15 protein-coding genes are annotated in these 15258 nt (G+C 36.6%); 10 read left to right on the forward strand and 5 right to left on the reverse strand.

Translation table 11 applies throughout. The features are described from left to right. Positions 1–35 precede the first annotated feature (35 nt). From rsgA to I6U50_RS05720, 10 genes are all read left to right on the forward strand, one after another. A complete protein-coding gene (gene rsgA / locus I6U50_RS05675; RefSeq protein WP_198627797.1) occupies positions 36–986 on the forward strand; it encodes a ribosome small subunit-dependent GTPase A in 951 nt (316 codons plus the stop codon). Next, positions 983–1435 (forward strand): D-aminoacyl-tRNA deacylase, encoded by a 453-nt coding sequence (dtd, locus tag I6U50_RS05680; RefSeq protein ID WP_193711609.1) that lies wholly within the window; start codon positions 983–985, stop codon positions 1433–1435. Before rsgA ends, dtd begins: the two co-directional genes overlap by 4 nt. Before the next feature lie 52 nt (positions 1436–1487). Then, positions 1488–3395 (forward strand): DUF3857 domain-containing protein, encoded by a 1908-nt coding sequence (locus I6U50_RS05685; RefSeq protein ID WP_198627795.1) that lies wholly within the window; start codon positions 1488–1490, stop codon positions 3393–3395. Between the two features lie 7 nt (positions 3396–3402). Next, the gene (locus I6U50_RS05690; RefSeq protein ID WP_198638144.1) at positions 3403–5415 is read left to right on the forward strand and encodes a transglutaminase domain-containing protein; all 2013 of its coding nucleotides are present in this window, start codon (positions 3403–3405) and stop codon (positions 5413–5415) included. Between the two features lie 7 nt (positions 5416–5422). Further along, positions 5423–5749: a nucleotide pyrophosphohydrolase gene (locus I6U50_RS05695; protein WP_193711606.1), complete on the forward strand. Its 327-nt coding sequence runs from the start codon at positions 5423–5425 to the stop codon at positions 5747–5749. Then, positions 5749–6012 carry a hypothetical protein gene (locus I6U50_RS05700; RefSeq protein WP_193711605.1) on the forward strand — a complete coding sequence of 88 codons (264 nt, stop codon included), beginning with the start codon at positions 5749–5751 and terminating at the stop codon, positions 6010–6012. The genes I6U50_RS05695 and I6U50_RS05700 overlap by 1 nt, the downstream gene beginning before the upstream one ends. Before the next feature lie 12 nt (positions 6013–6024). Further along, a complete protein-coding gene (gene aroA, locus I6U50_RS05705) occupies positions 6025–7248 on the forward strand; it encodes a 3-phosphoshikimate 1-carboxyvinyltransferase (protein ID WP_193711604.1) in 1224 nt (407 codons plus the stop codon). Between the two features lie 86 nt (positions 7249–7334). Next, a complete protein-coding gene (gene queA, locus I6U50_RS05710; protein WP_193711603.1) occupies positions 7335–8390 on the forward strand; it encodes a tRNA preQ1(34) S-adenosylmethionine ribosyltransferase-isomerase QueA in 1056 nt (351 codons plus the stop codon). A gap of 215 nt (positions 8391–8605) precedes the next feature. Next, positions 8606–9649: a 23S rRNA (adenine(2503)-C(2))-methyltransferase RlmN gene (gene rlmN, locus I6U50_RS05715; RefSeq protein WP_193711602.1), complete on the forward strand. Its 1044-nt coding sequence runs from the start codon at positions 8606–8608 to the stop codon at positions 9647–9649. 111 nt (positions 9650–9760) lie between these two features. Beyond that, positions 9761–10738, forward strand: a complete 978-nt coding sequence (locus I6U50_RS05720; RefSeq protein ID WP_193711601.1) for a polyprenyl synthetase family protein — start codon at positions 9761–9763, stop codon at positions 10736–10738. A 60-nt stretch (positions 10739–10798) separates the two neighbouring features. On the opposite strand, the gene I6U50_RS05725 is transcribed toward I6U50_RS05720, so the two are convergent. The 5 genes from I6U50_RS05725 to I6U50_RS05745 all read right to left on the reverse strand — a co-directional run bounded on the left by I6U50_RS05725 (position 10799) and on the right by I6U50_RS05745 (position 15222). Continuing rightward, on the reverse strand, positions 10799–11053 hold the full coding sequence (locus I6U50_RS05725; protein ID WP_198627791.1) for a hypothetical protein: 255 nt from the start codon (positions 11051–11053) through the stop codon (positions 10799–10801). Positions 11054–11133: 80 nt separating this feature from the next. Then, positions 11134–11370: a hypothetical protein gene (locus I6U50_RS05730; RefSeq protein WP_193711599.1), complete on the reverse strand. Its 237-nt coding sequence runs from the start codon at positions 11368–11370 to the stop codon at positions 11134–11136. A 46-nt stretch (positions 11371–11416) separates the two neighbouring features. After that, positions 11417–12199 carry a TIGR03915 family putative DNA repair protein gene (locus tag I6U50_RS05735; protein ID WP_198638145.1) on the reverse strand — a complete coding sequence of 261 codons (783 nt, stop codon included), beginning with the start codon at positions 12197–12199 and terminating at the stop codon, positions 11417–11419. A 1-nt stretch (position 12200) separates the two neighbouring features. Further along, positions 12201–13460: a putative DNA modification/repair radical SAM protein gene (locus tag I6U50_RS05740; protein WP_198638146.1), complete on the reverse strand. Its 1260-nt coding sequence runs from the start codon at positions 13458–13460 to the stop codon at positions 12201–12203. A gap of 76 nt (positions 13461–13536) precedes the next feature. Beyond that, entirely contained in the window at positions 13537–15222 is a 1686-nt protein-coding gene (locus I6U50_RS05745; protein WP_198638147.1) for a sulfatase family protein, read from the reverse strand. Positions 15223–15258: the final 36 nt, after the last annotated feature.

Here is a 15258-nt window from a genome sequence, read left to right on the forward strand (position 1 = left end):
ATTTTCAAACAGCCACTTAAAAAACCATAATGTGAATGATAGGAACCGTTTATAAATCTACCGGAAGCTGGTACCAGGTGAAAAGTGAAGCTGGAAAGTTTTACGATTGCCGTATTAAAGGAAAATTTAGAATTAAAGGTATTAAAAGTACCAACCCGGTTGCTGTGGGAGACCGTGTGCAGTTTGATGTTGAAGATAAAGAAAGCAAGGCACAGGGCGTGATTAAAGAGATTGAGGAACGGCAAAATTATATTATTCGAAAATCTGTTAACCTTTCTAAGCAAACTCATATAATTGCAGCCAATATAGATCAGGTTTTTTTATTAATTACCTTAAATAACCCGCCTACCCTTACCACTTTTATAGATCGGTTTTTGGTGACTGCCGAAGCCTATCAGGTAAAAGCCGTATTGCTTTTTAATAAGGTAGATACTTACAATGAAGATGAACTTGTAGAAGTGAAATATCTTGCGGCAATTTACAGAAGTGCCGGTTACGATTGTATAGGTGTTTCAGCTAAAACAGGTAAAAATGTAGACAAGGTAAAAGAGATGATGACCGGTAAGACCAGTATGTTTGCAGGCCACAGTGGTACTGGTAAATCTACTTTGGTGAATGCTATAGAGCCCGGTTTAAATTTAAAAACCTCAGAGATTTCAGAACAACATAAACAAGGACAGCATACCACTACTTTTGCTGAAATGTTTGATCTTGGTTTTGATGCCAGAATTATTGATACACCGGGAATTAAAGGCTTTGGAGTGGTGGAAATTGAACGAGAAGAACTGGGAGATTATTTCCCTGAATTTTTTAAACTTAAACAAGATTGTAAATTTCATAATTGTCTACATCTGGAAGAGCCAAAATGTGCGGTAAAGGATGCTCTTGAAGATGGAGAGATTGCCTGGAGCCGCTATAAAAGTTATTTGCAGATTATGGAAGACGAGGAAGACAATTATAGAACAGATATTTATCCAAAAAAATGAGAGTAGTATTACAAAGAGTTTCAAAAGCTTCGGTGCAAATTAACCATGAGATTAATGCAGTAATGCAGAAGGGACTTCTAATTTTACTGGGAATTGAGGCTGAAGACACTCAGGAAGATATAGATTGGCTTTGTAATAAAATAGTAAAAATGCGCATTTTTAATGACGAAAATGAAGCTATGAACCTGTCTTTATTAGATGTAGGTGGTGATGCTATTGTGGTAAGCCAGTTTACCCTGCACGCTTCTACTAAAAAGGGTAATAGGCCCAGTTTTATTAAAGCTGCAAAACCAGATATTGCTGTACCGCTATATGAGAAATTCATTAAAAAACTGGAAGAAAGTTTAGGGAAACCGGTTGGGAGTGGAGAGTTTGGTGCCGATATGAAGGTAGAGTTAATTAACGACGGCCCGGTTACGATAATAGTGGATTCTAAAAATAAAAGTTAAAATTAGTTAAAAATTTATATCTTGCGGATTTATTATTCATCACATTCGATAAATGCGCAAAATTTTATTGTTTCTATTTGTAGTTATTCAAATAGTTCCTTCCTTGATTTTTGGTCAGGACTATGCCATATCTTCCATTGAGCCAAATTTACTATCCAATGCCAATTCTGTAGTACGAAATCAATCTATAGAAATCTCAGTTCTTTCTAAAGATAAGATGAGGGTTAAAACAAAGCGTGTGGTAACCGTGTTCAACGAATATGGTGAGCAACACATAGGTGCCTATGATTTTTACGATGACCACAGTAAGATAAAATCTCAGGAGGCTATTGTTTACAATAGTAAGGGGAAAGAGATAGAGAAAATAAAGAAAAGAGATTTTCAGGATCGTAGCCTTATAGGTTCTAATACGCTTTATAGCGATAATAGATTAAGTTACTTAAGCTATACTATTAAAGATTATCCAATAACAATTGCTTACGAAAGTGAGATAGAAACAAACTCCACAATATTTATTCAGTCATGGAATCCCCTGGAGAACTATAATTTAAGCGTAGAAAAATCTTCTTATAAATTAATTAACCCAAATGCTATTCCCTTTAGGTTTGAAGAAAGAAACCTGGAAGGCTTAGAGCTTAAAAAACAAAATACTGGTGCAGGTTTAAATTATGAGGTGAGGAATATTTCTGCAGTAAAAAGTGAAGTTTTTAGTCCTAATCTTTCAACTTATGCCCCCAGGGTGTTAGTTGCTTTAAATGAATTTGCACTGGTTGGGGTAGAAGGAAAAGCTTCTAATTGGAAAGAATTAGGTAAATGGCAGTATGAGTATTTATTGAAGGAGAAAATGGAACTTCCGCGGGAAACTATTTTAAAACTTAATGAGTTGACTTCAAATGCAGTTTCTAACAGGGAAAAAGCAGAGATTATCTATAATTATGTTCAGGAAAATACACGGTATATAAGTGTACAATTGGGAATTGGTGGCTGGGAGCCAATGCTTGCCAAAGAGGTGGATGAATTGGGCTACGGCGACTGTAAAGCCTTAACTAATTACACCAAGGCTCTTTTAGAATCGCAGGGAATACCTTCGTACTATACAGTGGTTTATGGCGGCGATAAAAATAATATAGACCCTGAATTTGCCTCCATGCAGGGCAATCATGTAATCCTGAATTTGCCATTGGCAGAAGAAGATATATGGTTGGAGTGTACCAGTCAAACTAATCCGTTTAACTATTTGGGCGATTTTACCGATGATAGAAAGGTTTTAAAAATAACCGAAGATGGTGGGGAGATAATAAGTACTCCAAATTATGCTACTGCTGCCAACCTTAGGGAAAGTTTTGTGGAAATTCAATTGGATGAATCTGGTGGTTTTTTAGCTGAAATTACGCGTAAAAACCACGGAATCCCGTATGGTGATATCTATAGTATTGAAAGTCTAAAAAATGATCATCAAAAAATATACTACCGGGAAAATTGGGGGCATCTACGAGAATTACAATTTGATAAAATTGCTTTTGAGAATGATAGGGATTCAATTGTGTTTACCGAAAAGCTAAAGATTAAAGGGGCTAAACTGGCTATGCAAGCTGGTAACCGATTACTGGTGCCTGTTAATTTTTTAAAAGCAAAAACTTTTAATTTACCCAGAAATGAATCTCGTAAACATCCATTGGTAATTGAAAGGGGGAAGACTTATAAAGATCACTTTCAATTTACCTTACCGGCAGGGTTTAAAGTAGAGTCAATTCCGGAGCCCATAACCATCGAAAATGAATACGGTAAACTAATTATGGAAACCAGTATTGTAGAGGAAGATGAGACCAAACTAGATGTAAAAAGAATACTGATTTTGGAAGAGGGGAACTGGAAAAGTTCAGCGTATAATTCGTATAGGGAGTTTATGAACCAAATTAAATCTTATACCAATCAAAAAGCAGTTTTAGTTAGTAATTAATCATATTATGAAACATTTTTACATTCTTATTGTTAGTTTATTTTCGGTGTGTTTACTTCAGGCACAGGATTACAAATTCGGAAAGGTATCCAAAGAAGAGGTGCTTGAAAAAGAACATCCAAAGTATAAAGAGGCCAATGCGGCTGTATTGTTTAGAAAGCACCTGGTCTATTATGATATTAGAAAAAATACCGGTTTGACGCTCGTTACCGTGGTACACGAACGTATTAAAATATATAATAAAGAGGGTCTTGACTGGGCAAATAAAACAATAACCGGATATCAAAACGGATCAGAAAGTGAAGAGGTCAGTGCTATTAAAGGGTATACCTATAATATTGTAGATGGGAAGCTTGTTGAAGAAAAGCTAAAAAGAAATGGTGTTTTTAAAGAAGAAACTAATAAATATAAACTAAAGACAAAATTCACTATGCCTGCGGTAAGCGAAGGTAGTGTTATAGAATATACGTATACTATAAGATCCCCATTTGTGACATCTATTGACGATGTGCCGCTTCAGTTTGAAATTCCGGTGAATAGATTGGAAGCCGAGATTAAAATTCCTGAATTTTTTGGTTTTAGAATGCATTATAATCCTAAATCGCCCATAGTTTTTCCTATCGATAAAACTAAAGAGAGCTTTACTTATAATTACTCCCAAAAAACCAGAACCACCGGAAGAACTGTTCAAACAGATTATAAACAGCGTAGTTTAGACTATTTGCTGGATTTTTATAAGTTTCAGAAAGATGATATTCCTCCTTTGAAGAAAGAAGTTTATGTAGATTATTTACAAAACTATGCAGCATATTTAAGGTGGGAATTACAATACACTAAATTTCCTAATTCACCAATAGAAAGTTTTGCCAGTACCTGGGAAGATGTTGCTAAAAGCATTTATAATGATGCCGGTTTAAAACAAGAGGTAAATAGAACCGGCTTCTTTGATGAGGACTTAGATGAACTACTTGCCGGATCTAAAGATAATGCTGAAAAACTAGCTAAAATCTTTATGTATGTTAAGAGTAAAATTGCCTGGAATGATTTCGTAGGCTTTCAAGCAGAGAGTGGAACAAGAACGGCTTATAAGGATGAAAAAGGAAACACGGGAGATATAAATTTATTATTAGTGAGCATGTTAAGATATGCCGGCTTTAATGCTAACCCTGTCTTAGTAAGCACCAAATCTCATGGTATCCCAATTTTTCCTACACGAAACGGTTTTAATTATGTGATAGCTGCTGTAGAAAATGAGGATAATATTTTGTTATTAGACGCTACAGACAAGAATGCGGCAATAGGAGAGCTTCCGGCAAGGGCTATGAACTGGCAGGGAAGAATTATAAGGGAAGATGGAACTTCAGGTTGGGTGAGTTTAATGCCTAACGCAAAATCACAGAACACAACCATGTTAAATATGCAATTTGACGATAACATGGTTTTAAAAGGGAAATCGGTAAGAGATTTAAGCGGTCTGCATGCGAAAGAATTTAGGGATCGTTATGTTGGATTGGCTGAGAAGGATTACCTAAAAATCCTGGAGGAAGATAAAGGGAACATAGTGGTTTCGGGGCTGGATATTTCGAAAGAAAAAGCCATTGGGGAAAACATTAGGCAAACTTATAACTTTGAATTAAGGGATGAGATGGAGGAGATAAATGGGAAGATATATTTAAAACCTATGGTTTTTGCCGGGCTACACGAAAATCCGTTTAAAGGGGAAGATCGTAACTACCCCATATTTTTTGACTTTCCAACCAGTAATGATAAGATTATAAATATTTTAATTCCCGATGGTTATAAAGTAGAATCTCTGCCCGAAAGTGCTATCGTTAATTTAAAAGAAGGGGCGGGTGTTTTTAAGTTTGTGGCAACCTTAAATGGGAAATTTTTAAGGGTAGAATCTTCTTTAGATATGAATGATATGGTTTATATTGCACAGGACTATAAAGCGCTTAAAAATTTCTATGCTGAAATGGTGAATAAACATTCAGAAGCCATAGTTTTGTCAAAATCTTAGAAATAATATGAACATAGAACACGCTCAAAAAGCAGTAGACGATTGGATAAAAGAACATGGGGTTCGGTATTTTAACGAGCTTACCAATATGGCGCAACTTACCGAGGAAGTAGGGGAGGTAGCCCGAATTATTGCGAGACGTTATGGGGAGCAAAGTGAAAAGGAATCAGATAAAGAAAAGGACTTAGGGGAAGAACTTGCAGATGTTATGTTTGTGGTGCTCTGTCTTGCCAATCAAACCGGAGTTGATCTACAGGAAGCTTTTGATAAAAAATTAGATCTAAAAACAAAAAGGGATCACGACAGGCATCATAATAATCAAAAGTTAAAATAATGAAATTCAAAGAGATGATCTCTAAAAAAGCCTTCTGGAAATCGGTTTTGTTTCTTGGTCTGGGCTTTCTTATTGTCTATGATATTGTAAGTATGCTGTTTGAATATGGAGGCTTTCATTTTAAAGCCTATTTTACCGAGCGAACCGAAAACGGAAAGTTGTTCAGGTTTATCCTCGGGCAGTTTTTTGCCGCTTTTGCTTATGGGTTTATTATCTCATTTGGGCAGTTTAGAGGAAAAAACAAAAAAGATTCAAAAAGCTAATACTGTTAATTCATGAATTTAGAGATATCAAATAGCCAGGAAAATCTGTCGGCTAATATTAATATAACCGGATCTAAGAGTGAGTCTAACCGCTTGTTAATCCTTCAGGCTTTATTTCCAAACTTAAAAATAAGCAACCTTTCAAATAGTGACGATACCCATTATTTGCAAAAGGCACTTAAGAGTGAAGGTGAGTTAATTGATATTCATCATGCCGGTACTGCTATGCGTTTTTTAACGGCCTATTTTGCCACTTTAGAAGGTAGGGAAGTAGTTTTAACCGGTAGTAAACGAATGAAAGAACGCCCGGTTAAACTATTGGTAGATGCCCTTAAAACAATGGGTGCCGATATCTCTTATGAAAAGAATGAAGGTTATCCGCCAATTAGAATTAAGGGTAAAAAGATTACGGCAAAAACAGTAAGTCTGGAAGCCAATATTAGCAGTCAATATATTTCGGCTTTAATGCTGGTTGCACCTTCTTTGCCTAACGGACTTGAAATTAATTTACAAGGTGAAATTACGTCTACCCCTTATATTAAAATGACTTTAGAGCTTTTGCAAAGAGCCGGAGTAAGAGGAGTTTTTGAGGGGAACACTATTAAAATTGAACCTGCAAAACAATTAAAAGATCAAAGCTTGGCAGTAGAATCAGACTGGAGTTCTGCTTCCTACTACTATAGTCTTGCTGCCATAAGCGAATCAGCCGAACTTAAATTAAGCACCTATAGAGAAACCAGTTTACAGGGAGATTCTTGCCTTTCTAATATCTATAAGCAATTTGGGGTAAGTACTAAATTTGAAGATAATCATATTATTTTATCCAAAAAGCCCGGTACGAAACCAAAGCATATAAAGGAAAATCTTCAAAATTCACCTGATATTGCGCAAACCATTGCGGTAACCTGTTTAGCGCTGGAGGTGCCTTGTTATTTAACCGGTTTACATACCCTGAAAATTAAGGAAACCGATAGGTTGGAGGCTTTAAAAGCAGAGATTGAGAAATTTGGTAGCCAGGTAGAGATTACCCAGGATAGCCTTGAATTATTTCCGAAAAAAGATTTTGAAGAAAACGTGTCGGTTGCCACTTATAACGATCATCGAATGGCCATGGCTTTTGCGCCTTTAGGACTTAAAGTTCCTTTTAAGATTGAAGATGCCGAAGTGGTGTCAAAATCTTATCCCGGGTTTTGGGAAGATTTTGAAAAACTCAATTTTAAGCTGAGAAAGTGCTAAATGAAAGGCATTTTTTAAATAAACGCTTAAATACTTGACAACCCCTATCTTGAGATTGTATATTTGCGCCTTCTAAAAATTCAATTATGGGAATGAAACTTTCACACTTCAATTTTGAACTTCCGAATGAACTTTTGGCCGAGTATCCTTCAGAGAACAGAGATGAAGCAAGGCTTATGGTTCTAAACCGAAAAGAACAAACAATTGAGCATAAACAATTTAAAGATATTCTAGATTATTTCGAGCCAGAAGATGTCATGGTACTTAATAATACCAAGGTGTTTCCTGCACGTTTATATGGGAATAAAGAGAAAACCGGGGCGCGAATTGAAGTTTTCCTATTAAGAGAATTAAATCCGGAAACCAAGCTTTGGGATGTACTGGTAGACCCGGCTAGAAAAATTAGAATTGGAAACAAATTGTATTTTGGTGACGACGAAAGCCTGGTAGCAGAAGTTATAGATAATACTACTTCTCGTGGAAGGACCCTTCGTTTTCTTTACGATGGTTCTTACGAAGATTTCAGGAAAAAACTAAAAGAGCTGGGGGAAACGCCACTTCCAAAATATATAAAACGAGATGTACAACCTGAAGACCAGGAGCGTTACCAGACTATTTATGCTAAAAAAGAGGGAGCTGTAGCAGCGCCAACCGCAGGACTACACTTTTCTAAACATCTTTTAAAGCGTTTGGAAATTAAAGGAGTAGATTTTGCTGAAGTTACTTTACACGTTGGTTTAGGAACTTTTAGCCCGGTTGAGGTAGAAGACCTTAGTAAGCATAAAATGGATTCTGAAGAAGCATTTATAGAAAAGAAAGCTACTGAAACTATCAATAAAGCGAAACTTGAAAACAGACGGGTTTGTGCCGTGGGTACAACAGTAATGCGTGTGTTGGAGAGCTCGGTGTCTTCAAACCATACATTAAATGAGTTTAGTGGCTGGACCAATAAATTTATCTTTCCTCCTTACGATTTTAGCATAGCAAACTGTATGATTACTAATTTCCATACACCAAAATCTACACTTCTTATGATGATCTCTGCTTTTGCAGGTCACGATTTTATGAAGCGTGCATATGAAGAAGCAGTAAGGGAAAAGTATCGTTTCTATACTTACGGAGACGCGATGTTGATTATCTAGTTTTTGTTTAATATAATCTTAAGCCACGAATTCACTAAGTTATTTGATGAATTCGTGGCTCTTTATTTTATAACGATAAATCTTACGTATTACGTAACTTTCAAAAGCCGTATTAATCCACAGGCTTCTAACTTTAAGCTTTGTTATTGCCACAATCTAAAACACTTAGCTTTGGCTTAACTAAAAAATCCTTTAATTCTTAGTACTTTTGCAGCGTGAAAAACAAGAAGAAAGATATACGAGCACTTACCAAGGCCCAGCTTCAGGAATTTTTTGTTGCCAATGGCGATAAATCTTTTCGTGGAAGTCAGGTTTATGAATGGCTTTGGAGCAAAGGGGCCCATAGTTTTGAGGCAATGACCAATATTTCCAAAGCTACCCGAAAGATGTTAGACCAAAATTTTGTGATAAACCATATTCGGGTAGATCGTATGCAGCGCAGTAGCGACGGTACTATTAAAAATGCGGTAAAGCTGCACGATCAGCTCACCGTAGAATCGGTGTTAATTCCTACCGCCACCAGAACTACAGCTTGTGTTTCTTCTCAGGTTGGTTGTAGCTTAGATTGCCAATTTTGTGCAACTGCTCGCTTAAAAAGAATGCGTAACCTAAATCCTGACGAGATTTATGACCAGGTAGTTGCTATAGACAATGAAAGCCGGTTGTATTTTGACAGGCCCTTGAGCAACATTGTGTTTATGGGGATGGGAGAACCGCTTATGAACTACAAGAATGTGATGAAAGCGGTCGAAAAAATCACCTCTCCCGAAGGTTTGGGCATGTCCCCAAAGCGAATTACGATTTCTACATCGGGCGTGCCTAAAATAATTAAAAAACTCGCAGATGACGAAGCCAAGATAAAACTTGCTGTTTCTCTGCACGCTGCAACCGATGAGATTCGAACCAAAATAATGCCTTTTAATGAAACCTTTCCTTTAAACGATTTAAGGGAGTCTTTAGAGTACTGGTACTCTAAAACCAAAAGCCGAATTACTTACGAGTATATTGTTTGGAAGGATATTAATGACACAAGAAAGGATGCCGAAGCCCTGGTTCGGTTCTGCAATTATGTGCCGTGCAAGGTGAATTTGATTGAGTATAACCCAATAGACGATGGTAGCTTTCAACAGGCTTCGTCTAAGGCTACAGATATGTACCAGGAAATTTTAGAGCGTAATGGAATTACGGTAACCGTTAGAAGATCTCGTGGAAAAGATATAGATGCTGCTTGTGGTCAGTTGGCAAATAAGTCGGCATAGCTTCCTTAAGGCTTTATTTTTTTATAAGCTCTCAAACTTAGCTCATAATCTTGATTTTGGCAGAAAAGCATCACTGAATATTCTGTATAAATAATTATCTTTGCTGGCTTAATGAAAGTAATTTCCCAAATAAAACTTCCAGTAGAGAAAGAGATGGAGCTTTTTGAAAAAAAGTTCCTCGAAGCCATGTCTTCTAAAGTGGCACTTCTTAATAGAATAACTCATTATATTGTAAACCGTAAAGGAAAACAAATGCGACCTATGTTTGTTTTCCTGGTAGCCAAAATGGTTTCAGAAGGCGAGGTAAACGAACGTACTTATAGGGGAGCTTCAGTAATAGAGCTTATACATACGGCCACCTTGGTTCATGACGATGTGGTAGATGACTCTAACCGTCGCCGGGGGTTCTTTAGTATAAATGCTTTGTGGAAGAATAAAATTGCCGTTTTGGTGGGCGATTATTTACTTTCTAAAGGTTTGTTGCTTTCTATAGATAACAACGATTTTGATTTATTGAAGATTATCTCAGTTGCCGTAAGGGAAATGAGTGAAGGGGAGTTGTTGCAAATTGAAAAAGCTAGAAGACTCGATATTACAGAAGAAGTTTATTACGATATTATTAGGCAAAAAACGGCTACTCTTATCGCTGCTTGCTGTAGTTTAGGTGCTGCGTCGGTAAAGCCCGATTCTAATGCGGTTGCCGAAATGAGAAAATTTGGGGAATTAATAGGAATGGCTTTTCAGATAAAAGACGATCTTTTTGATTATGGTGATGAGAAAATAGGAAAGCCCACTGGAATAGATATTAAGGAACAGAAAATGACGTTGCCATTAATCTATGCCCTGAATAATTCTACCAAAAAGGAAAAAGCCTGGGTAATTAATTCGGTTAAGAACCATAATAAAAATAAAAAACGGGTAAATGAAGTTATTCAGTTTGTAAAGGATAAGGGAGGTCTGGAATATGCCGTAAAGCGTATGAAAGAGTTTCAACAGGAGGCTTTGGTGATCCTGGAAAAATATCCGGCTTCTCCTTACCGCGAATCTTTAGAACTTATGGTGAATTATGTAATTGAACGCAAAAAATAAGGCTGTTTTTTAGCCTTACGGGCAAAATTTTAAACAGCCTTACTTAGAATCCTTTTTTAGTTATTGTTCTCTGGAATTATCGATTTCTTCATCGATTTCCTTTTCAAGTTTTTTAGCGCCTTCTTCTACTTTCTTAGCACCTTCCTTAATTTTTTCAGTACCTTCTTTAACTTTATCACCGGCTTTTTTTACATTGTCTTCAATGTCTTTGCCAATTGCTTCTACGGCATCTTCTGTTTTTTTCTGGGTAGTTTCCCGACAGGAAGATAGGCTTATAGCCAAAACGGCCACCATAATTAATAGTAACTTTTTCATTATCTAGCTTTTAGGTTTAATAAAAAAAAGCTGCTTCCTTTGAGGAAAGCAGCTTTTAGCATTTTTAAGAAGTAAGACGATTACATGTTATCGTCTTCGTTCATTTCTTCTTCCATTTCAGCTTCAGCTTCTTCAGCCTCTGCTTCGATTTCATTTCCGGCCTCTTCAATTTCGTTTCCGGCCTCTTCAGCTGCATTTTCTAAATCTTCACCTGCAGACTCCATAGCGTCTTCAGTTTTTTCTTCAGTAGTTTCTCTACAAGAATAGATAGAAAGAGACATTGTTGCAACTGCAAACAGTAAAAATAATTTTTTCATGTTAGAATTTGTTTAATTAGTTGAAGAAACAAATGTAAACTATTTTTTATTTATGCAAGGGATTCTTTTCACTCAAATATCTCCAATATCTTTTTGGTACGTGTTGTAGGTGAAGCCTTGTGTTTATGCGGGATTCAATGGTAGTTGCTTCAAAATATTTCTTCCATAATTTCTGAAATTCTATCTCTGATGTATCAAATATTCGTGTTTTTTCTTCTGATAAAGACAGATTTTTTGAGAAATTCATTTGAATTATTTCCGCTTTTTGGAGATCGTAATAGAGGCCAAATTTTCGTTTTAGGTCATGAATAATCCATTGCTGATCGCTATAACGGGAAGTAAAATGCTTTTCAATTAAAGGTAGTACGTTAAAATCTGGTTCAATATTGGCAAAATAAATTTTATCCTTTGTTAGCTGAAAACGAACAAAGGCTTCCATTCTATGTTTCTCTCTTCCTACCTTTTTAGCGGTTTGTGCAATTTTTAGAACGTGTTTATTTGTAAAATCGCCGTGAATGTTAGCCTTAGATTTAAAGGTATGTTGAAAATACCTTAAAATGTCAAGTTCAATTTTAGGTAACTCACTCAAGTAGGCGTGATATACTGCGTTTTGACTGCGATGGTTGGCAAACTTTTGGAATCCGTGCCATACGCGTTTTGCTTTGGTTTCGTCTGTAATTACTTCAATGTTTTCAGCAAAAATATCTGTTTTGTGAATGCCGGGAGCTAGAATATTATTCACTTCCAATTTCTCATCAAAAGCTACGAAAATGCAGGTAAGTAAACCTTTAAAGGTTCCATCGTACAATAGGCATTTGGGTGAATTCATTTTAAAATAAACTTAATTGGCTGCTGTACTCCTTTCTAAACTTTCCGGCCGAATTTCGTAAGATTAAAGATTTTATTCTGCTCGCGCTCAGATCTTGTTTCTCCCATCCACGACCATCACAAATTATAAAATATCGTGCCCGGTTTAAGGCTACTCCAATGGCTTTTAAATGATCGTAATTGAGCTTTCTAAATTTTCTGGCTTGAAGTATTTTATGTACAGATTTTAATCCAACCCCCGGTATTCTTAGTAGCATTTCTTTTTCGGCGCTATTCACATCTACCGGAAATTGATGTTGATTTCTTAGTGCCCAACTTAGTTTTGGGTCTACTTCTACATCTAAATTAGGAAATTGTTGGTTCAATAACTCATTTACATCAAAACCATAAAAGCGCATTAACCAATCGGTTTGGTAAAGACGGTTTTCCCTTAGCATAGGAACCTGGGAACCCAGGGAAGGCAGCCTGGGATCGTTACTTATGGGTACATAACCCGAATAATATACCCTTTTCATATTATAGTTTTTATAATAATAATTTGCCGAAAGCATTATTTCGCGATCACTTTCGCCTGATACACCAACTATCATTTGGGTACTTTGGCCGGCGGGGGCATATTTGGGAGTGCTTTTAATGAGTTTTTTTTCTGAATTGTATTGAATTATTTCATTTTTCACCTTGTTCATGGGTTTAATGAAATCTGAATGATCTTTTTCCGGGGCCAGTTTTTTTAGTCCGGAAACCGTTGGTATTTCAATATTAACACTTAGCCTATCGGCATATAGGCCGGCCTCCCTCATTAGTTCGTCACTTGCACCGGGAATAGATTTTAAGTGTATATAACCATTAAAGTTTTCTTCCAGGCGCAGTTTTTTGGCCACTTGTATAAGACGCTCCATTGTAAAGTCGGCATTTTTAAAAATCCCCGAACTTAAAAACAGGCCTTCAATATAATTTCTTCGGTAAAAATTAATAGTTAAGTCTACTACTTCCTGAACTTTAAAAGCAGCTCTTTTTATATCGTTGCTACGGCGTGTAACGCAATAGGCGCAATCAAATATACAATGGTTGGTAAGCAAAATTTTAAGCAAGGAAACGCAGCGCCCATCTGGCGTATAGGAATGGCAAATGCCCATTCCATCTGAGTTTCCAAGCCCCTTATTTTTATTGCTGCGTTTGCTGCCACTACTGGAGCAGGAGACATCATATTTGGCAGCATCGGCCAGAATTTCTAATTTTTCCTTAATTCTATCAAACCTCATAATTATTGAAATTTGATTCAAATGTAGGAAAAAATCCAATAAATAGGAATAAGTACTTATTTACTGTTATTTTTTATTACTCTTTTTTATATCCGGAATAATTTTCTGGCTTTTCTCCTGCCATTCGCGCAAAATTTCTATACGCCTGATTTACCTTCTCTTTGGGCGTTGTAGCGAATTCTTCCTCGGTTACCCCATAATTCTGCTGAAGAGAATCCAGCCTGGAGTGTAAATCTTTTCTAATCTTAGCATAATCCGGATGCTTATAGATATTGTTTACCTCATTAGGGTCTTCTTGTAAATCGTACATTTCCCATACATCTATATCATCATAAAAATGTATAAGTTTAAACCGATGGGTTCTAATTCCATAATGCCTTTTAACCATGTGAAAAGCAGGAAAATCGTAGTAATGGTAATAAATTGCATCCCTAAAATCTTTGTTTGAAACGGCATTGTTCAGTAAAGGACGAAAAGACCTGCCCTGCATTTCTTTTGGAATTTCTGCATTGGCGAAGTCAAGGAAAGTAGGAGCGAAGTCTAGATTTTGTGTTAAAGCATCAATTTCGCTTCCTGCTTCTATCTCACCGGGTAGTTGCATTAACATAGGCATGGCAAGAGATTCTTCATACATAAAACGTTTATCAAAAAAGCCTTTTTCCCCTAGATAGAATCCCTGATCTGTAGTGTAAACAATTAAGGTGTTTTCAGCCAAACCAGCTGTTTCCAGGTAGTCTAAAATTTTCCCTACCCCTTCATCTACCGAGGCTACGGTGGCTAGATAATCTCTTAAATAGCGCTGGCCTTTCCATTTAGCAAGTTCTTTTCCCGATAAATTAGCATCGTGAAAAGCATCATTTTTAGGTTGGTAGGACTTGTCCCAGACTTCCCTTTGTTCTTTGGTCATTCTTTCAAAATCGGTTTTCCAGGGGTTATGTCTTAGCGAATCGCTGCCTTTTGCTATAGTCATTTTAAGATCATGACCTTCATACATATCTTTATAGATTGTTTGCAATTGTTCTTGTGCAGCCGGCTGTCCCTGGTGATCTGAAAAATAGCTTTTTGGTAGTGGAAATTCAATAGAGTCGTATTTATTGATATGCCTCAAGGCTGGCATCCAATTTCTGTGAGGTGCTTTATGCTGTACCATAAGCATAAAAGGCTTTTCTTTATCCCGGTTGTTCTTTAGCCAATCTAAGCCCATTTCGGTGATAATATCTGTGGCGTATCCTTCAATCCTGGTGGTATCTTTATTTTTTATGAAATCGGGATTGTAATAATTTCCCTGGTCTACAAGAATGTTCCAATCGTCAAAACCCTGCGGTGAACCGTGTAAGTGCCATTTTCCGAACAATGCTGTTTGGTAGCCTGCCTTCTTAAGGTACTTTGGAAGTGTGGGTTGAGAACCATCAAAGGTTTCACCATTCATTCTAAATCCATTTAAGTGGCTGTGTTTACCGGTAAGTATTACGGCACGACTGGGGCCACAAATAGAGTTTGTACAAAAATTGTTTTTAAAGGTTACCCCGTTTTTGGCAATACGATCTATGTTTGGCGTAGGCGCTAATTTGCTTATGGGATGGCCATAGGCACTAATAGCTTGCGCAGCATGATCATCGGTCATTATAAAAACAATGTTTGGACGCTTGTTTGTTTCATCTTTATCTAATTTCTTTTCTTCTGAATTATTCTTACAGGAAATAATAGAAATACCTACACATATAAAACCCAAAATTAAGGGAAACGCCTTTTTTAATTTCATATCAACATGTTTTTAAATTGAGAAAGTTCCAAAGTA

The sequence above is a fragment of the Salegentibacter maritimus genome (genome assembly GCF_016236975.1).
Lineage (GTDB): Bacteria > Bacteroidota > Bacteroidia > Flavobacteriales > Flavobacteriaceae > Salegentibacter > Salegentibacter maritimus.